An 18,999-nucleotide genomic window follows, 5' to 3' on the forward strand; every position below is an offset into this window, starting at 1 on the left:
ATTTTTCTGTTTTCCTTTTTAATCTGTTTTATTCTACATTTATTATCATCTAAAACAATTACAATTAAAAATAATTAAAGTTTGTTTTATTACGAATGAGTTTTTACTACTTCATTACCTGATCTTCTGGTGTTGATCGAAATGATAACTGATCCAATTTGTAAAGCTCATGTAACTGAGAATAGTGCCTATGTTACGGACTATGGCGGCAAGAAGTACTACTTTTGTTCTGCGGAATGCAAGAATAAGTTCGATCAGCTAGAAAAGAGTGTAATACGCCTGAAGCGGAATATTGGTGAGCGCGAAAGGATCTCTTTTGGTAAGCTGAAAAAAGAGATAATAAATCTTGGGATATGCACTTTGTGCGGTGCCTGTGTCTCTTCCTGTGAGTCCATAGCATTTGTGAACAATCAGCCTAAACTGATCGATAAATGTACTGCCTGTGGTGTTTGCTATAACCAGTGTCCAAGAACGGTTACAAGGGAAGAGGACCTTGTAGGAAAGCTCCGGTTCGGATATGCAGCGAAGTCTTCAATTCCCGGTTTTAAGGGTCAGGATGGCGGTGTTGTTACCTCACTGCTTGCATACGGGCTTGAGGAAGGCCTGCTGGATTGTGCCATCGTCACAAGGAAGTCGAACGACGAACCTTGGAAAGCTGAACCTTTTATTGCAACGACTGCAGATGAGGTCCTGGAGTCTGCAGGTAGCATCTATTCCCATAGCATGACAATGGAGCCTCTTATGAGCGCGATCAAGCAGGGTATGAGGAGCATTGCATTCGTTGGTCCTAGCTGCAATATAGATGCTGTTCACAAGATGCAGACCAGTCCCTACGGCTTTCTTCATCTGTTCCTGAGGGCAAAGGTCCTTAAGTTCGGCCTGTTCTGCATGGACAGCTTCGAGCATGAAGGAATCAGGGAATTTGTGGAAACGCATGGAATGGATCTCAATGACATCAATTCAATGAAGATCCGTAAAGGGGTCTTTGAGTTTGGTATGGATGATGGCATAAAGAGCTATGATCTCTCTGAACTTGATCAGTACCGGTCTACTTCCTGCAAGTTCTGTACTGATATGGCTGCTGAGAACTCAGATATTTCCTTCGGAGGCGTGGGTACTCCGCAGGGCTGGAGCACTGTACTGGCGCGCTCATCGATAGGGTAGGAAATTCTCTGTGAGGCGATCGACAATGGGTACATTGATGCAAGGCGCCTTGAGAAGAAGGAAATGGAACGTGCCGTCAATCTTGCGAAGATGAAGAAGGTACAGATGTATGCCCTGAACCGGAGGCAGAAGGCCTGAATGTCATCATGGTTTCTAAATATCGATTGGTAATTGGTAAAAAGAGGTCAAAGTAAAAGAAAGTAATATTGGTGGACCGGTCGGGAATTGAACCCGAGGCCTCTACCATGCCAAGGTAGCGATCTTCCCCTGATCTACCGGCCCAATATTTAGAACATACTTACCATTATCTAAAATAAAGCTATCGCTGTATAATGGGGGTGTTTCTTCTCTCAATATCACTTTTTTCATAATGACGGCACCGATGTGCGAAACGTTAATATACTAGGATGTGTATTGTGTAGCTCGTACGATGAACAACATCGTGCAAGAGACGCATTGGGCCCGTAGCTTAGCTAGGTGGAGCGTTCGGCTGATAACCGAAAGGTCCTGAGTTCGAATCTCAGCGGGCCCACCATTACTACTTTTCTAAAAATTTCTAGATTATTGTTCTATCTACTCTCTAATTTAGTTAATTGTTTTTCACGTTTTTTCAAACTATATTCATTCAAGTCGTTCCTTCCATTAGTCATGCTTGATTATTGTTCATTTTCCTGGTAATATTGTTCATACTGCATTTGAAGTGATGAGCGAAGCTTAACATTTCGAATTGTGATCCCGAAGTGAGGTATGTTATGAGGGTTGGTCTGAAATTTTGGTATAATATAAAAACCAAAACATAATATTTATAAACTAATAGATAATATGCCCTTTATAAAATCTTAACTATAATGGTGGACGTATGAATAACGGAGAATTTTATATGGATGATGAGGACAGTGAGATGGTTTTGCTCCTTCAGAAACTGAATGTTTCTAAACCTGTGGCAAAGACACTTGCTTGTTTATTAACTGCTGAAAAGATAACTTCCCGTGAGGTCGAAATGATGTCACGTTTAAGGCAACCTGAGGTTAGTATTGCCATGACCTATCTTCAGAAGAACAACTGGGTAGAGGTTGAAGAAGTAAAGAAGAAACAGGGCAAAGGCAGGCCTATTAAAGTGTATACTCTCACTGTTCCAATGGATGAGATCATTAATACTATAGAGCAGAAGGTTATATCTGAGAATCAAATGATGCTGGAGAATATTGAAAGGCTGAAAGACCTTTCATAATCTTCTTTTCGAATTCTAAATCTAATTCTATTCTCTATCTCTATTTATTGACCAATAATTCCATTTCTTCAAGTAATATTATTGTTAATTATTTCAGGATCCTTTTTTGATCTTTATATGTCATATTTCTCCGTTTTACATCTGTGGACAGATACACATATTTATCTGTTTACTGTAGTATTCAGTAAGCAAGTGATACAGGAGTTAGTCTTTTGAGTACCATCAGCGAGAAAATATTTAGCAGGGCAAGCGGAAAAGAAGCAAAAGCAAACGAGTTTATCATGGCGAACGTGGACTATGCCATGGCTCATGACGGCACCAGTGTGCTTGCAGTAAGATCGTTCAAAAAAATGGGTCTTGAAAAGGTATGGGACCCAAAACGTATCGTAATTCCATTTGATCATCTCACTCCGGCAAACACGGAAACAACTGCTGCATTACATCACGATATCAGAGAGTGGATCGCAGAGCAGTGCATCCCTAATTTCTTTGATGTGGGCGAAGGTATTTGCCATCAGGTACTTCCTGAGAACGGCTTTGCAATGCCTGGTAAGCTTGTAGTTGGTGCAGATTCCCATTCATGCACTTACGGTGCTTTCGGGGCATTTGGGACTGGTGTGGGAGCTACTGACATGTCAGAGATATTTGCCGCAGGTAAACTGTGGTTCAAAGTTCCTGAAACGATCAAGGTGACTGCCCAGGGCAAATTGGGTAAGCATGTACTTGCCAAGGACGTGACTCTCAAGACCATTGGCACAGTTGGTGCTGCCGGAGCTACGTACAAAGCTGCAGAGTTCTATGGTGACACCATCACAGATCTTTCAATAGCCGGCAGGATGACGCTTTGTAACATGGCTATTGAAATGGGTGGTAAGGCCGGTATCGTGCCTCCTGACAAGAAGACATTTGATTTCCTTGAAGGCAGGGCTGTTGAAGAGTATGAACCTGTCTATGCAGACGAGGATGCTGAATACTGCGCTGAATATGATATTGATGGTGCAGATCTTGAGCCGCAGGTTGCCCGTCCTCATCAGGTAGACAATGTATGTGATGTCATGGAAGTTGCCGGCACAAAGGTGGACCAGGTTTTCATTGGCACCTGCACCAATGGAAGGCTTGAGGACCTTGAGGTTGCTGCTGATCTCCTTAAAGGGGAGAAAGTTGCTGTCAGGACCCTTGTTATTCCTGCTTCACGTTCCGTAATGATCGAAGCGATTCGCAATGGAACTGCTGAAATATTATTGGAGGCAGGTGCAACCCTTGGAACCCCTGGATGTGGTCCATGTCTTGGAGGTCACATGGGGGTCATCGGTGAGGGTGAAGTTTGTATCTCAACGGCAAACCGTAATTTCAGAGGCAGGATGGGTACTGGTGGTCAGATCTATCTGGGATCTCCTGCAACAGCTGCAGCATCTGCGCTGACAGGTGAGATCACCGATCCGAGAACCGTTTGAACAGTACTTATGTGGAGGTAGTGAAATGGTAGAAGAACTGGATGAAGGAAAACTGGAACATCTTCTGGGACACTGGATAGAGCACAATGAAAGCCACAGCAAAAGTTTCAATGACTGGATAGTCAAGCTGGAAGCTGCCGGGTTTGAGGAAGTTGCAGGGCATATACGCACAGCTGCTACGAAGATGGATGAATGTACTGAACATTTAAAACAGGCAAAAGAGGTCGTGAGGAAGTAAATTTCCTCACGGACGACATTTTTAGTTTGATTGCCGGCTTGTTGAAAAGCCAATCGTTTTTTGAAATATAATTCGAGACATGATCCACTATGGGTATCAATGTCTGAATATTAAATAACAACTATCACTCAGCTACTTTCTGAGAGGAGCTTTGAAGAGCGTAGTGTGCTTTGTGTTCTTCAACTGTTCTGTCGCTTAACCTGAAGCCATGCAATGCATGTGGGAAAGGCGAAGCTGATACAACTCTTACTTCTGTCTTATTTGCCATAAGTGTTTCTCCTTTTTATTTTAAAATAATATTTGACTCCTTTATTTTGCCCTTTGCTCCTGTTGCAGTAGGCAATATATCACTAATCCTCTAGTATATAAAGTTTTACATTTTACTTATATACTCGCTTATTTTTCGAGTTGGAATATAGTTTTATTTATTAATTATTTTATAAACAAAAAAACTGGACTAAATTTACCAGAATATAAAGATTTCTACAATTAATAATTGATACTTATAAACATTGGTGTTTAAAAAAACGCCAAGTGTAGGCTTTATATTCTTCGATTTTTTGTGACAGTGGAAAGAAATAGGCACACATTTATTTTAATTTTTAACAGATCCCTTACTAAAAAAACGCAATCAACAAAACTTATTCTAAAATATTATTTACACTCTGTATTAATTTAATTAATTATAAACGATTTTAAGTTTATAATACTCAGTTGTAGTTATGATAAATATTCTAAATATATCTATCAATAGACCTCTTTTGTCCAACATAAGATCCACACATACTTACTATTTTTCTTGAAGATCTCTTGTCAAACGATCTCTGGATCAAAAACTGTCACAACTTCTCATTTATTTTCTTCGAGGTGTGATCTTATGATTATGCAGTCTTTGCAATCTCTTTTTTAAATAAACAACTCGATTTGTTTTAACAAAAATCAAATCTAGATTTATTTAATATGTTAAAAAAAAGAGTCTATCGCCTTTATTTCTCTTACTTTTGGACCTGCCGCATAATTCCTCTCTCACTCGACAGAAATCTTCTTAAAATAGTTTTGTTATTTCAGAGACCCGTAAATCTCTTCCACGCGGTCTCTTCTGCGCGCCGCATAACTTCTTTCAAAGGTAACCCTGTAATGTCACTTACACGTCGGCAGTCTTCATATTCCGCAGAGATGTGAAGGATCTCTCCGCTCCTGTCCTGTGCGATCTTCACGGCAACCTTGTACTCGTGATCTGCAATTGCTATGGTGACACTGTCCATCCTGCGGTCGGCTATAAATCGGTGTTTTGTAGGAATGACGCGTACTCCCAGAGTGCCGGTCTGGCGCATAAGTTCTCCTGCAATGCGTGCACTGTCCTCTGGCTTTGCTATCACCTGGATTATATGACCACTACGTCCCTTTTTCATGGTGGTGGGTGTGATAGCAACATCCTTTGCTCCGGCTTCCATCAGTTTTTCGAACAGGTTTCCGAGCACTTCTCCTGTCACATCGTCCACATTGGTCTCAAGAACTTCTATGGAATCTCTTGAGAGCTCTCCGGTAACATCCATCAGCATTGTGCGAAGAACATTCGGCATCTCCGTATCAGCATCTCCTGCACCGTATCCGGTCTCAAGTATCTTTCCCATAGGCAGCCGGTCCACAGGTTTTGCAAAATATGCAAGAATGGCTGCACCTGTGGGTGTGAGTAGCTCCCGCTCACCAGAGCTGTAGATTTGGAACCCGCTTTCTTTCATTATCTCTAGAGTGGCAGGTGCCGGCACCGGGAATGTGCCATGTGCAGCTTTTACGCTACCACCTCCGACGTTGACAGGAGTGCAGAAAATGTGATCAGCTTTCATTTTATGGATGGCATAACAGGAACCGATGACATCTGCAAGGGCATCATCCTGTCCTACTTCATGGAAGTGAAGCTCTTCGAGGTTTTTTCCATGGACCCTGGATTCGGCCTCTCCGATAAGTCTGAAAACGCCAAGAGCACTTTTCTCGACCTCAGCAGGTAATGCTGCAGCTATGATAGTATTAATAAGATCTTCATATCTTCTGTCGTTCTTATCATCATGTGTTCGAATATGAACGTCTGTAGCTTCAATACCGCATTTATTTGCAGTTCCCGCAGAAACAGTGACATTCACAGAAGATTCGATGATGTCGCGAAGCTCGTTTTTATCCATGCCAAGCCCTACAAGTCCCCCAAGGATCATGTCTCCGGAAGCACCTGAGAACGGCTCAAAGATAAGTGATCTCATTCCATCAACAACCTTCTTCATTATTGGAATTACGTGCCTCAGCTACCTTGTTTGCAATTCTTGCTGCGAATGCACCGGCAACAAATCCTGCATCAATATTGACAACTGATAGTACCGAGCAGGACTGTAGCATGGACAACAATGCAGCTTCTCCCTTTGCACCGGCACCGTATCCAATGGATACAGGTAATCCTATTACCGGAGCATCAACAAGGCTGGAGACCACGGTTGGCAATGTGCCTTCTCTTCCTGCAGCGACAACAATGGCATCTGGTCTGTATTCTTCAATATCCTGCAGCTTTGAGATAAGTCTGTGAAATCCGGCTACTCCCACATCATAAATGGGCAGGGTCTCACACCCCATCTCTGAAGCTGTCATTCTTGCTTCTTCAGCGACCGTTATGTCTGCGGTACCTGCTGAAATTATCACAAGTCTTCCTCCTGTCTCTGGTACGGGGGTGCCATTGTGTACAACGGCTGTTCTTGAATGTTTGCTCCATTCGATATTATAATTTCCAAAAGATCTTTTTAAGGCATTGGCCTTGTTTTCGTCAAGTCGTGTAATGAGTGCTCTTCCTGTGGCATCGACCTGTGCTTTTACTATCTCGACCATATCCTCTGCTTCCTTTCCTTCGGCGAGTATAGCTTCCAATGTGCCTGTTCGGAATTTGCGGAAAGTGTCAAGTTTGGCAATATCCGATATTTGCACATAGCCCATTGAACGTATCTGGCTTTCTGCAACCTCAAGGTCGGTCTCGTTGTCTTTTACCTGGCGTAAGATCTTCTTTAAATCCATATTCAACCTTTCTAATAATGTATTGAACCTTATAAATAGAAGTCCCTTTCAGGCAAAGAATTATAACAATAAGAACCCTAGGATGTAGCCAGAAGAAAGCGAAAAGCTAATACTTTCTTATTGCATGAAAGTGAATATTATATCACTGTTGTTATGCCCTCTCATCGGAGTGTTGTCAGGGTATCCAGGTGGAAATCAGGTACAAATACAGGTTTACGATAATGTCCAAAAGATCAAATGATATGGCGCTTCGAAATTTCAACAAGGGAATGTCCCTCTTAAATGATGGTCAGCAGGAGGATGCCCTTGAGTGTTTGATAAAAGCAGAAACTGATGCAAGAAATTCCGGTTCTTCTGGTCTTCTCGTCAATGTGCTGCAGGCGATTGGGGGTATAATGGAGTCAGATGGCAGGATTGGGAAGGCCATTGACATGTACTCAGAAGCATCTGGTTTGCTTGAGTATATAGTAGATCACGATCCTTCATTTGTGGAGCATAAGGCACTGGCCATGAACAAGACTGGTTCCCTTCTCACAGAGCAGGGCAATACCCTTGAAGCTATCCCTTTCTTTGAGAAAGCTGTTTCGGCTTATAATAAACTACTTGCCAAAGAACCCAAGAACGATGTTTATTGCTCAGGTGGTGCCTCTGCAATGAATGATCTTGCTACAATTCTGGCGGAAGAAGGTCAAAATGAAAAGGCAAAGGGGATGTTCGAAAAAGCGCTGAAACTTTCCGGCAAGATGGTCGTGCTTGATCCTTTGAACAGGGACAACACCATGAAGGCTCTGAAGATCCAGGCCAATCTGGCCAATCTCCTCTATGAGATGGGGCTTATGCAGGATGCAAGAGTGAATCTGGAACGTGCATTCGATGGTTATTCGGGGATCACGGATGACGATCCTTCAAACAGCATCTTACATAAGCAGTCACTGGAACTTCTTGAGAAGCTTGTTGGTGCCCTTGTGGCAACTGGTGAATATGACTCCGCAAAAGAACGCATATATGAGCTCGTAGAGTTGCTACCAAGAGCTACAACTAACGATCCTGACTTTTCCGGAAAGGTCTCCGATATTTTCATGAGACTGGCAAAGCTTGCATCCAGTCGTGCAGAAGAAAATATGCTCGATGACACACGTTCTATTTATGAAACTTCCATTACTGTTATCCTGAAACTATTGGGAGAAGGGCCAGATAACGGTATTTATCTGGATATATTCAAGAACATATTACTTGATATGGAAAAGCTAGTGGCTCTGGATTCTTCTGATGCTGAGAAGGAAGCAGATTATGACCGCCTGATCTCAATGTATGAGAAACTCTGCCAGATGAACCCTGAGGAGCTTTCATATCGTACAAAGGTGGCAACACTGTATGATGAGAAGGGCAGTTTCCTCATGAATGCAGGTATGATGGAGAAAGCCATTGACATGTATTCAGAATCATCTGAAATGGTTGGGGATATGCCAGATACTGCCCCTTCATTTGCGGAGCACAAGGCACTTTCCATGAACAAGGTCGCATCGCTTCTCGCAGATCAGGGTAATCTCCTTGAAGCTATCCCTCTCTTTGAGAAAGCTGTTGCATCCTATGATAAACTCCTTGCCGAAGAACCCGGGAACGATACCTACTGTTCAGGTGCTGCATCTGCACTGAACGATCTTGCTATAATTCTGGCAGGTGAGGGTAACATTGAAAAGGCAAAAGAAATGTTCGAAAAAGCTCTGGAGCTTTCCGACAAGATGGCCACACTTGATCCTTTGAACAGTGAGAACAGCACAAAGGCTCTGACTACCCTGACGATCCAGGCCAATCTGTCCAATCTTCTCTATGATATGGGGCTTATGCAGGATGCAAGGGTGAATCTGGAACGTGCATTCGATGGGTATTCAGGGGTCATGAATGATGATCCTTCAAACAGCATATTATATGACCAGTCACTGGAACTTCTCGAGAAGCTTGTTGATGCCCTTATGGTTACTGGTGAATATGACTCCGCAAAAGAACGTATCTATGAGCTGGTTGAGTTGCTACCACGAGGTACAACTAACGATTCTGACTTTTCTGGAAAGGTCTCCGATATTTTCATAAAACTGACTGATCTTGCATCCAGTCGTGCAGACGAGAATATGCTTGATGACACACGTTCCATTTATGAAACGTCCATTAGTGTTATACTGAAGCTCTTGGGGGATGAACCCGAAAACATTGTTTATCTGGAAATATTCAGGAATATATTACTTGAAATGGAACAACTGCTGATACTGGATTCTCCTAATGCTGAGAAGGAAGCGGATTATGACTCCATTATCTCAATGTATGTCAAACTCTGCCGTATGGACCCTGGGGAGCTTTCATATCGTACAAAGGTGGCAACACTGTATGATGAGAAGGGCAGTTTCCTCATGAATGCAGGTATGATGGAAAAAGCCATTGACATGTATTCAGAAGCATCTGAAATGGTTGGGGATATGCCAAATTCTGATCCTTCATTTGAGGAACATAAGGCAATGGCCATGAACAAGGCCGCTTCCCTTCTCTCAGAGCAGGGTAATATCCTTGAGGCGATCCCCTTCTTTGAGAAAGCTGTTGTTTCCTACGATAAACTCCTTGGCAAAGAACCAGGGAACGATGCTTACCGTTCCGGTGCTGTCTATGCGCTGAACGATCTTGCTACCATTCTGGCAGACGAAGGTAACAATGAAAAGGCAAAAGAAATGTTCGAAAAAGCTCTGGAGCTTTCCGGCAAGATGGTCGATCTTGACCCGTTGAACAGGGATCACAGTACAAAGGCCCTGGCTGTCCTGACGATCCAGACCAATCTGGCCAATCTTCTCTATGGGATGGGGCTTATGCAGGATGCATATCCTTATCTGGAATTCGCATTCGATGGGTATTCAGTGCTTAAGAAGGACGATCCTTCGAACAGTATGTTATATGGTCAGTCACTGGAACTTCTTGAGAAGCTTGTTGATTCCCTGATGACCACTGGTGAATATGACTCGGCAAAAGAACGCATATATGAGCTGGTGGATTTACTCCCGAGAGCTACAATTGACGATCCTTCCTTTTCTAGTAAGGTCTCCGATCTTTTCATTGGTCTGGCAGAACTTGCATCCAGGCGTGCAGATGAGGGCATGCTTGATGAGACACGTTCCATTTATGAAACGTCCATTATTGTGATCCTGAAGCTGTTGGGGGAAGAGCCTGATAACAGAACTTATCTGGAGATCTTCAGGAACATCTTACTTGACATGGAAGGTCTGCTGACATTGGATTCTCCAGAATCGGACAAGGACGCAGACCATAACGTCCTGATCTCGATGTATGAGAAGCTCTGCCGGATGGATCCTGCGGACCTTTCATATCGGACAAAGGTCGCAACACTTTATGATGATAAAGGCCGGTTCCTGATGAATGCAGGGAGGACGGATGAAGCCCGCCAGAGCTACAATATGTCACTGGGCATAAGGGATGAGCTGATACAGGCCGGAGAATCTCCTCTATTGCATGAGTTCGGAATTGCTACTATAAAGAACAATCTTGGTACTCTGTTAGCACAGGACGGGCACTTTGGAGAGGCAAAGACCATGTTCGAGGAATCCCTTGGAGGCTATATGGGTCTGTTCGACCGTATTCCTGATGATCCTGCATATGAGTCTGGTGCTGCACTTGCATTGAACAACCTTGCCAAGCTGCTTGCTGACATGGAGCGCCATGAGGATGCAAAAAGTATCTATGAATCCGCATTGGAGATATATGCAGGGCTGCTCAAGTCCGACCCCGATAAGGTAAGTTACAAGAAGAATGCATCCCGAACCCTTGACAACCTGGCTTCCCTGCTTGGAAAGATGGGTCGCGAAGAAGATTCCCTGTGTATGCATGAGAGTGCCAGGGAATTATTAGGGGACATCTGATAAGAGAGGTGTCTTAATTAGCTGAAAGGTCCATTCGATCTATGGGTGGATCCCTTCCACAAGATGTGATCTGATGATATTAAAAAATGATAAAAAGGTCTGTGATGTTCCTCCTGAGGTCCTCGCGCCGGCAGGAGATATCGACGCGCTGATCGGTGCAATTAAAGGTGGTGCAGATGCGGTATATTTCGGCGTTACAGACCTTAATGCACGAAAAGGTGCTAAGAACTTCTCCATGGAGGATCTTGAAGATACTATTGATATGCTGCATTCCCATGGTGTAAAAGCATTTCTGGCATTGAACATACCTATCAAGCAGAAGGAGCTTCAGCATGCTCTGGATGTTGTGGACAAAGCCTATTCTTTTGGTATTGATGCTATTATCCTGCAGGACCTTGGTCTTCTCCGGATACTTCATGAGGCCTATCCTGATCTGGCACTGCACGCAAGTACGCAAATGACGGTCCACAGCATGAAGGGTGTTGACTTTATTGCAAACGAAGGAGCTGTGCGTGTCATCGTTTCAAGGGAGCTGACGGTAAAAGAGATCACTGACATTGTAGAGCATTCTGATATCGAGATCGAGATCTTCGTACATGGTGCACTTTGCTACTCTTATTCAGGTAAATGTCTTTTCAGCAGTTTCATGAGCGACAGGAGCGCTAACCGTGGAGCCTGTGCACAACCCTGCAGAAGGCCATATAACTTCGTTGTGAACGGTCGCAATGTCAAGGTTAAAGGTGTGGGCAGATTCCCTATAAGCTGTGCTGAACTGTGCACTCTTTCAGAACTTGATGAGATCGTTGGAACTGGTCTTCGAAGCCTTAAGATCGAAGGCAGGATGAAGAAGCCGGAATATGTCACCGAAAGTGCAAGTGTGTACAAACGGGTAGTAGAAGCGATCTGCAATGGGGAAAATCCTGAAGAGTCCGAGATCGTTGCTCTCGAAAAGGATCTTGCACAACTGTTCTACCGTGGATTCACAAAGGGTTTTGTTCTTGGTGAGAGGGATGTTGTCCATTCCAAATACAGTTCAAGTTATGGTGTTTACCTTGGGAAGATCAAGGATATAGAGACTTTCAAATATACTACCAGTTTAACTCTGACCCTGAAAGAAGATGTCCGTGTGAAGGATGGCGTGGGGATACACACAAAGTCAGGTGTGCTGGGTTCTGCGATCAACAAGCTTCTGGATGTTAACGAGAATGAGATCGAGACCGCGAAAAAAGGTGAAAAGGTCATCATTGAGATAAGTTCAAAGACCGGCAAGGCTGTTGCCAGGGGCAATGAGGTATATCTTACAACTGATCAGGTGCTTCTGGAAACCCTTCGGCGAACAAAGGCAAAGGGACTTCCTGTAAGCCTCGAAGTGACTGCTGAGGTTGGTGAAAAGCTAAAGGTCAGGATGACCTCGGGCGAAATGAGCGTTGAGATCATTGATGATTTTGAGGTTCAGGAAGCACAAAAAGCCCCGACTTCCAAAGAGCAGATCGTTTCAGCAATGGAGAAATTAGGGGATACTTCCTTTTCGGCATCTTCGGTGGATATGGAGATCAATGGCAATATTTTCATTCCAATTGGAGTGCTCTCCGGGGCAAGGCGGGTTGCTGCGGAAAAGTTGCTTGAAAAGATCCTTGCACAATACAGGAAGGGAGAAAAACATCCGCAATTATCAGATATATCACACTTCTGCACAGAAGGTCAGTGTGGGAATACTGTTTCTAGGAAGAAAAAGCAAACTCCACTTCTGAGCGTGGAAGTGAAGAATGCAGGGACTCTTTTTGAGGCTGTGGATATGGGTGCGGATGTAGTCTACTTGCCTATCAGGAAGTTCCACGAACTGGTGTCGGAAGAGTATGCCGGGAAACTGGGTGATGCCAGAGATAAAACCGAGATCGTTCTCATGGCACCACGTATAAGCCACGAAGCTGAGCTCACGGAGCTATTGCCTCTGATGGTAAAAGCAAAAGATGACGGTTTCCGCATTGCCTGCTACACTCTGGGTCAGGTTGAACTTGCAAAAGAGCTTGGAGTGCCTTTTGTGGTGCAAAAGGAGTTCAACACTTTTAATTCTTACACAGCAGATGAGTTCTACAGGGCCGGTGCATATCGTGTCACGCTGTCTACCGAGCTGAACCTTGATGAGATAAGTGATGCGTGCGATGATATTTCCTGCCGTGGTAAGGAACATCAGCTGGAAATAGTTGTGCATGGTAGGGAACTGATGCTTATCACAGAGCATGACCTCCTGAAGCCTCTGCTTGACCAGGGAAGTGCTACGGAAAGCAGTGAAGTTCTGCTGGTTGATTCAAAGAGTGTGGAATATCCGGTAAAGCGTGTGGATGAAAGGACACTGATCTATGATTGCAAGGTGCTGGACATGCTCGATAAAATTGATGAACTGAGGACTTGTGGTGCAGATATTATGCGTCTGGACCTGTCCCTTTATGGCAAAAGGGACGTAAAGGAGATAACTTCGGCATATCGAAGAGTTCTTGACGGTAAGCCTGCAGAACTTCGACCCCGGAGAGGGGTGGAGTTTTCCACAGGTCACTATTTCAAGGGTATCTAATATCATGCGCAGGATCGTTCTTGCATCAGCATCTCCTCGGAGGAAGGAGTTGCTGGTTCAGATCATCGGGAATGCCTTCGAGGTTTGCGTGAGCTCATACGATGAAGCTCCACAGCCAGGTATGGATGCGACCGAACTGGTTGTCCACCATTCCCTTTCCAAGGCAAGGGATGTTGCCGTTAAGTTCGATTCAGGTATCATTATATCGGCTGATACCGTGGTACTTTGTGAAGGTAAGGTCCTTGGGAAGCCACATTCTCCTGAGGATGCAAAGGAAATGCTTTCTGCTATCAGCGGGAAGGTCGTACAGGCGATCACAGGCATGACTGTACTGGATGTCGACTCGGGAAGTGAGGTTAGTGTATCCGAGATAACCGATGTGAAAATGAAAAAGATGTCTTCAGGTGAGATCTCATCATATGTGAGGTCCGGTGAACCTCTCGATAAGGCCGGAGCTTTTGCGATACAGGGAAAAGGTGCCATACTTGTGGAAAGCATCAATGGTGATTTCTTCAATGTTGTAGGTCTGCCGTTGTTCAAGTTGGCTCAGATCCTTGAGGGCATGGGTGTTCATGTCTTTGACATCGAATGACCTGCCTGACCAAAATCCACATAAACAATGCTTTACAACTTCTTTTTACCAGTTATTCAGGAGTGGATATATTATGGCAGTAGCAAAATGGAATGGTGTCGTACTTGCAGAAAGTGATGCGGTAAAAGAAATTGAGGGGAACCTTTACTTCCCGCCGGATTCGGTGAATATGGAATACCTGAAGGAAACAGATACTCATTCGACCTGTCCCTGGAAGGGTCTGGCAAACTATTTTGACATCGCCGTGAACGGAGAAATAAATACTGATGCAGCCTGGCATTATCCTGATCCAAAACCGGCTGCAAAAGAGATAAAGAGGTATGTTGCATTCTGGAAGGGTGTGGAGGTAACTCCTTAATCCACTCTTTTTGTGCTTGCAGCCGTCTTGTTGGGGTCAACGATCACATCAATAAGTGCTGCTTTTTCTGATCTGAATGCTTTTTCTATTGCTTCGTCCAGTTGTGTGGGGTCTTCTATCCTGTAACCTTCTCCGCCGGCAGATCTTGCAAATCCTGCAAAGTCAGGGTTGGGGAAACTTACTCCGTATTCCGGATAGTTGTCCCTTAATTGCTCTTTTTTGATGTTCTTGAGCTTGCCATCGTTAAAGACAATGACGTTGATCCCAAGGTCTTCCCTTACGGCTGTGGTAAAATCACCCATAAGCATCCCGAAGCCACCGTCTCCTGTTACACAGATGACCTGTTTGTCAGGATAGTCAAGCTTTGCTGAAAGGGATGCAGGAAGTGCAAAACCCATGCTGGCGATGTTTGCTGACATGAATGTCCTCTGACCTTCACAGACGAACTTCTTGTAGAACCAGTATGTATGGTCCCCTACATCGATGCATATGATCGCATCTTTGTCTGCATGGCGTTTTATGGCCTGTACAACGTAACCTGGATTTATCGGTATGGAAAGGTCATTGGCATCCTTTTCCAATTCTTCCCTGTGTGTCTTGTTCATCCGGTCGATGTTCTCGAGGAACTCTTTGTTCTCTTCCTTTTCATCAAGTAAGGGCACCAGTTCCTTAAGCACAAGGTCTGCGTCGCCGACGATGCCTGCGTCCACATCAAATGTCTTTCCTATCTTTGTAGGGTCGATATCTGTCTGGACTATCTTTACACCGGCAGGTACGAGATTGGCCTGTCTGAAACCGGAACCGATTATGACTATCAGGTCCGAGGTCTTGATCGCCTGCGCCGCATGCTTTGAACCGATGGAACCCAGAACACCTACGCTGAAGCGTTCGGTCTCATGGATAACTCCCTTGGCTCTTGATGTGGTTGCAATCGGAGCTTTGAGCTTTCGTGACATCTCCAGCAATAGTTCTCCACTGTGTCGGGACCCCCATCCTGCAAAGACGGTCACATTTTTGGAGTCATTGATAAGTTTCGCTGCTCTTTGTACATCCTCTTCTTTTGGAGATGTTTTGTTCAGGAAAACTCTCTTATCAGGCAAATAGATCTGTCCAGCAAGTTTCTCGGCAAGAATATCTGTGGGGGTACTAAGAACTGAGACTCCTGGTTTCCGGTATGCATATTTAACTGCCATGATAAGTAGCTTTAATGCCTGATTTTCCCTGGCAATGGTCTCGGAATATTCCGTGAATGGTGTGAACAGTTCGAGCTGGTCGATCTCTTGGAATGCCTCGCTTCCAAGATATACTTCCGGTACCTGACCTGCAAAAGCAAGGACACAACTCCTGTCGGTTGCAGCATCCATAAGTCCGGTTATCAGGTTGGTACAACCGGGGCCTGCAATGGAAATGCATACGCCAAGTTCGGATGTCATCTTTCCATGTGCTGATGCCATGAATGCAGCCGTTTCCTCATGGCGTGTGAGGATGAAACGTATCTTTTCACTCCTTCGGATGGCATCGATAAGCGGAAGATTTGAATCTCCTGGTATACCGTAAACATATCTTACACCAAAAGCTTCCAGCTGCTCGACTATCTTGTCAGCAACAGTTGTCTTTATACCTTCTGTTTCCTTTGCACCACCTTCCTGAACAAAAGCGGATTTCGGTGCTCCACAGACCGGGCAGGTGTAAGTATCGGGCAGGGAATCAAAATCCTGCCCTTCCGTCTCTTCATCATATGTCCAGTTGCAGACTGAACATCGGTATTTAGCCATATCATTCCTCGCAGTCGTTCGGATCAGTTCTTCTCATCCTTGAACTCGACATGCCAGTGTTCGCCACTACAGAATGGCTTGTTCTTTGAAGCACCGCATCTGCAAAGTGTGTAGTGTTCCTTGGATTCGGGAGTATTTCCATCCGGATCATCAAGCTCGATCCCGCCGACTACATCATGTGGTCCGTCTTTTGTAACAGTAATGCCGGGTTCCCTGTCAAGTTCCTTGTGGAGCACATCATCTTTTGTGTAGCTCAGGGCACCTGATGGGCACATCTCGATAACCCTTATTACGTCTTCAACGCTGGCTCCATCAGGATCTATCCATGGCTCCTGCTTCATCCTGAATACAGATGGCAGGTTGTCGGTACAATGTCCTCTGTGGGAACAGACCCCTCTGTTGTCATGGATGGTTATGTTCTTTCCAACATAATCATCCACCCTGTCAGGTTGCCTGTCTTCGGATTTCTCGCCTGTGAAGCCCACTTTCATATGTGTGCCGTCACAGAACGGCTTGTTTGATGACTGGCCACAGCGACAAAGTGCCATCATAGGTTGTGGGTCAAAGGTTTCTCCTTTTGAGTTCTTCAGGTTCTTGAGGTCCTTTACAAGGTATGGCCCATTCTCTGATGGCTGAATGATTGGGTTGTTGTCTGTCATTTCTTAGTTCCCCCTTCAATATCAAAAAATTCACTCTTTGTCCAGATGGACATCCATTTGTGGGAATGGGATCTCAATGTCTGCTTCCTTGTATGCGTTCAGGATGCCGTTGGTAAGGTCGCCTTTGACGCCCCAGTAATCCGATGTATTTGCCCATGCACGAAGCTGGAGATTTACGGATGAATCTGCAAGTTCAGTTGTTACAACTGCAGGTGCAGGGTCTGCAAGAACCATGGAGTTCTCCTTCATAAGTTCCATGGCGATCTGGACTGCCTGGTCAAGTTTTGTATCGTAACTGATACCAACGTTAACATCAACTCTTCTGGTAGGCATTCTGGTCGCATTCTCAATTGCACTTCCCCAGATGACCTTGTTAGGGATAGTGATGATCTTGTTGTCAGGTGTAAGCAGTTCTGTTGCCATGAAACCGACTGCACTGACACTTCCGGAGTAGCCAGTTACTGATACATATTCTCCTTTGTCGAATGGTCTTAGTGTGGCAAGCCATACGCCTGCTGCAATGTTTGTCAGTGTGTCCTGCAGTCCAAAACCAAGGACTAAGCCTATGACTGCTGAAAGGCCAACAACCACTGAACTGATGTCAGCACCTAGGGTTGACACAGTTGCAAGGATAACTGCAACGTACAGTAATGCTAGGACGAACCTGGACAGGAATTCTGCTACAAGATCGGGTAGTTCTGTCTTTTTCAGTCCGTTCTTGAATATTCCTGTTAATATCTTTGCTACAACGATACCTACAACAAGTACTATCAAGGCTGCCAGTAGATCAAATAATGTCAGATCAGTATATGGTATATTTTGAGATAACATACGTTCAACTCCCTTAATTTTAAAACAATAGCCATTATTATTTGGTCTTAGTACGTATATAACACTATTGTAAAAATCTCAGACCGAAATAAATTAGGTGGTCTGTATCTCATTAAGGGATTGTCTGATGAGTTCAACAGCTTTGTTTATGGTTACTTTTTATGTGCATTATCATACACAAATTCGGAGTGTCCTTTCTATTTAACTTTTTATTTTTGTTTAGATTCAATGGCTAGGTTCTCTTTATTTAGTTTATATACTATGGTAAATAATCATTAACAAATACGTTTTTATATTATCACTCCTTTTAGGGGCTGACTCCAAACGAGGGGGCGTGTCCAATGATACTCCTCCTCCAACTCTTTTATGCATGTTCTTTGTTCTTTTCTTCATTTCTAGAACGTCTACCGTTACTCTTTTTTGGGATATATATTTCTATACTTTTTCATATATTTTTATTCATGTCGGTTTCCAACGCGCGCATTTATCGACAAACAATGGCCATTATTGGAATGCATGTCGATATGCTCAAAAGTCTTATATATTGCTTAGATTATTAGAAAATCTAACTATTAGTAAATCAAACAGTTTGGTTATCTAATCGTTACAGTTTCAAAATTGAGTACTGGATTCAGGAGGTACAATTTGGACAAAATTGAGCAACTCATCAAATCACATGTGGAAATGGAGCATCTCAAAAGGAAAGTAGAGGGTAACGTGACAGAATGTTTCCTCAAAGAGGAAGGTTGCACCAGTGCACATAAAACCATGAACAAGGCCCTCCTTATTATATGGGAGGAAGGCGAGATCATGCCTTCAACACTTGCCAGGTTCCTTGACTTGAAAAAGAGCAGTGTTACAAGTCTCATCGACAGCCTTGAGAAAGAAGGTTTTGTCTATCGAAAAGATGACCCTTCCGATCGCAGGAAAGTTTTGATATCTCCTACTGAAAAAGGAGTACAACACGGTAATAAAATCTATGAAAAGATGGTCTCTGTGGCTAGGAAGTGTATGTCTGATCTGGACGATGAAACTCTTGACAGAGCCATTGAAGCACAGTTTTTCTTGATCAAAATACAACGTCAGATGTACGAAAAATCAGTCGAACTGCTCAAACAAAAATGTTCTCCTGATAGCCAAAGTAAAGAATAAATGAT

Annotated in this window: 15 protein-coding genes and 2 tRNA genes; 10 read left to right on the forward strand and 7 right to left on the reverse strand. The window is 44.0% G+C overall.

Annotated features, from left to right (window positions below; all coding sequences use genetic code 11):
* The first annotated feature begins 141 nt into the window (after positions 1–141).
* Positions 142–1,164, forward strand: coding sequence for a Coenzyme F420 hydrogenase/dehydrogenase, beta subunit C-terminal domain (locus tag J7W08_RS00065; protein ID WP_310742504.1), 1,023 nt, complete (start codon positions 142–144; stop codon positions 1,162–1,164).
* Positions 1,165–1,371: 207 nt separating this feature from the next.
* On the opposite strand, the gene J7W08_RS00070 is transcribed toward J7W08_RS00065, so the two are convergent.
* A tRNA-Ala gene (locus tag J7W08_RS00070) sits at positions 1,372–1,446 on the reverse strand.
* A 176-nt stretch (positions 1,447–1,622) separates the two neighbouring features.
* On the opposite strand from J7W08_RS00070, the gene J7W08_RS00075 reads away from it, so the two are divergent.
* From J7W08_RS00075 to J7W08_RS00090, 4 genes are all read left to right on the forward strand, one after another.
* Positions 1,623–1,699 (forward strand) — tRNA-Ile (locus J7W08_RS00075).
* A gap of 324 nt (positions 1,700–2,023) precedes the next feature.
* Positions 2,024–2,395: an MreA family transcriptional regulator gene (gene mreA, locus J7W08_RS00080; protein ID WP_048193734.1), complete on the forward strand. Its 372-nt coding sequence runs from the start codon at positions 2,024–2,026 to the stop codon at positions 2,393–2,395.
* A 221-nt stretch (positions 2,396–2,616) separates the two neighbouring features.
* Positions 2,617–3,849 carry a 3-isopropylmalate dehydratase large subunit gene (locus tag J7W08_RS00085; protein WP_233085787.1) on the forward strand — a complete coding sequence of 411 codons (1,233 nt, stop codon included), beginning with the start codon at positions 2,617–2,619 and terminating at the stop codon, positions 3,847–3,849.
* Positions 3,850–3,874: 25 nt separating this feature from the next.
* On the forward strand, positions 3,875–4,087 hold the full coding sequence (locus J7W08_RS00090) for a DUF8180 domain-containing protein (protein WP_135606756.1): 213 nt from the start codon (positions 3,875–3,877) through the stop codon (positions 4,085–4,087).
* A gap of 124 nt (positions 4,088–4,211) precedes the next feature.
* Here the strand turns inward: J7W08_RS00090 and J7W08_RS00095 are convergent, their stop codons facing one another.
* The 3 genes from J7W08_RS00095 to larB all read right to left on the reverse strand — a co-directional run bounded on the left by J7W08_RS00095 (position 4,212) and on the right by larB (position 7,138).
* Positions 4,212–4,355, reverse strand: a complete 144-nt coding sequence (locus tag J7W08_RS00095) for a hypothetical protein (RefSeq protein WP_233084704.1) — start codon at positions 4,353–4,355, stop codon at positions 4,212–4,214.
* Between the two features lie 796 nt (positions 4,356–5,151).
* Positions 5,152–6,342 (reverse strand): nickel pincer cofactor biosynthesis protein LarC, encoded by a 1,191-nt coding sequence (gene larC, locus J7W08_RS00100; protein WP_233085788.1) that lies wholly within the window; start codon positions 6,340–6,342, stop codon positions 5,152–5,154.
* A 4-nt stretch (positions 6,343–6,346) separates the two neighbouring features.
* The gene (larB, locus tag J7W08_RS00105; protein ID WP_233084705.1) at positions 6,347–7,138 is read right to left on the reverse strand and encodes a nickel pincer cofactor biosynthesis protein LarB; all 792 of its coding nucleotides are present in this window, start codon (positions 7,136–7,138) and stop codon (positions 6,347–6,349) included.
* A 188-nt stretch (positions 7,139–7,326) separates the two neighbouring features.
* On the opposite strand from larB, the gene J7W08_RS00110 reads away from it, so the two are divergent.
* From J7W08_RS00110 to J7W08_RS00125, 4 genes are all read left to right on the forward strand, one after another.
* On the forward strand, positions 7,327–11,055 hold the full coding sequence (locus J7W08_RS00110; RefSeq protein ID WP_233084706.1) for a tetratricopeptide repeat protein: 3,729 nt from the start codon (positions 7,327–7,329) through the stop codon (positions 11,053–11,055).
* 73 nt (positions 11,056–11,128) lie between these two features.
* The gene (locus tag J7W08_RS00115; protein WP_233084707.1) at positions 11,129–13,627 is read left to right on the forward strand and encodes a U32 family peptidase; all 2,499 of its coding nucleotides are present in this window, start codon (positions 11,129–11,131) and stop codon (positions 13,625–13,627) included.
* 4 nt (positions 13,628–13,631) lie between these two features.
* A complete protein-coding gene (locus J7W08_RS00120) occupies positions 13,632–14,219 on the forward strand; it encodes a Maf family nucleotide pyrophosphatase (RefSeq protein WP_233085789.1) in 588 nt (195 codons plus the stop codon).
* A 73-nt stretch (positions 14,220–14,292) separates the two neighbouring features.
* On the forward strand, positions 14,293–14,577 hold the full coding sequence (locus tag J7W08_RS00125) for a DUF427 domain-containing protein (RefSeq protein WP_233084708.1): 285 nt from the start codon (positions 14,293–14,295) through the stop codon (positions 14,575–14,577).
* Here the strand turns inward: J7W08_RS00125 and J7W08_RS00130 are convergent.
* From J7W08_RS00130 to J7W08_RS00140, 3 genes are read right to left on the reverse strand one after another with little or no spacing between them, the layout of a single operon-like run.
* Positions 14,574–16,352: a thiamine pyrophosphate-dependent enzyme gene (locus J7W08_RS00130; RefSeq protein WP_233084709.1), complete on the reverse strand. Its 1,779-nt coding sequence runs from the start codon at positions 16,350–16,352 to the stop codon at positions 14,574–14,576. The genes J7W08_RS00125 and J7W08_RS00130 overlap by 4 nt on opposite strands.
* Positions 16,353–16,375: 23 nt before the next feature.
* Positions 16,376–17,011 (reverse strand): CDGSH iron-sulfur domain-containing protein, encoded by a 636-nt coding sequence (locus tag J7W08_RS00135; RefSeq protein ID WP_233084710.1) that lies wholly within the window; start codon positions 17,009–17,011, stop codon positions 16,376–16,378.
* A 30-nt stretch (positions 17,012–17,041) separates the two neighbouring features.
* On the reverse strand, positions 17,042–17,842 hold the full coding sequence (locus J7W08_RS00140) for a mechanosensitive ion channel family protein (protein WP_233084711.1): 801 nt from the start codon (positions 17,840–17,842) through the stop codon (positions 17,042–17,044).
* 645 nt (positions 17,843–18,487) lie between these two features.
* On the opposite strand from J7W08_RS00140, the gene J7W08_RS00145 reads away from it, so the two are divergent.
* The gene (locus tag J7W08_RS00145; protein WP_233084712.1) at positions 18,488–18,994 is read left to right on the forward strand and encodes a MarR family winged helix-turn-helix transcriptional regulator; all 507 of its coding nucleotides are present in this window, start codon (positions 18,488–18,490) and stop codon (positions 18,992–18,994) included.
* Positions 18,995–18,999 lie beyond the last annotated feature (5 nt).

Origin of the sequence: Methanococcoides orientis (assembly GCF_021184045.1) — an archaeon.
Classification (GTDB): Archaea; Halobacteriota; Methanosarcinia; order Methanosarcinales; family Methanosarcinaceae; genus Methanococcoides; species Methanococcoides orientis.

Bases quoted from the DNA above. Each gene is read 5' to 3' on its own strand.
- larB (WP_233084705.1), bottom strand. From the start codon at position 7,138: ATGGATTTAAAGAAGATCTTACGCCAGGTAAAAGACAACGAGACCGAC.
- J7W08_RS00135 (WP_233084710.1), bottom strand. From the start codon at position 17,011: ATGACAGACAACAACCCAATCATTCAGCCATCAGAGAATGGGCCATAC.
- J7W08_RS00095 (WP_233084704.1), bottom strand. From the start codon at position 4,355: ATGGCAAATAAGACAGAAGTAAGAGTTGTATCAGCTTCGCCTTTCCCA.
- J7W08_RS00065 (WP_310742504.1), top strand. From the start codon at position 142: ATGATAACTGATCCAATTTGTAAAGCTCATGTAACTGAGAATAGTGCC.
- J7W08_RS00140 (WP_233084711.1), bottom strand. From the start codon at position 17,842: ATGTTATCTCAAAATATACCATATACTGATCTGACATTATTTGATCTA.
- J7W08_RS00090 (WP_135606756.1), top strand. From the start codon at position 3,875: ATGGTAGAAGAACTGGATGAAGGAAAACTGGAACATCTTCTGGGACAC.
- larC (WP_233085788.1), bottom strand. From the start codon at position 6,342: ATGAGATCACTTATCTTTGAGCCGTTCTCAGGTGCTTCCGGAGACATG.
- J7W08_RS00120 (WP_233085789.1), top strand. From the start codon at position 13,632: ATGCGCAGGATCGTTCTTGCATCAGCATCTCCTCGGAGGAAGGAGTTG.
- J7W08_RS00115 (WP_233084707.1), top strand. From the start codon at position 11,129: ATGATATTAAAAAATGATAAAAAGGTCTGTGATGTTCCTCCTGAGGTC.
- J7W08_RS00125 (WP_233084708.1), top strand. From the start codon at position 14,293: ATGGCAGTAGCAAAATGGAATGGTGTCGTACTTGCAGAAAGTGATGCG.
- mreA (WP_048193734.1), top strand. From the start codon at position 2,024: ATGAATAACGGAGAATTTTATATGGATGATGAGGACAGTGAGATGGTT.
- J7W08_RS00130 (WP_233084709.1), bottom strand. From the start codon at position 16,352: ATGGCTAAATACCGATGTTCAGTCTGCAACTGGACATATGATGAAGAG.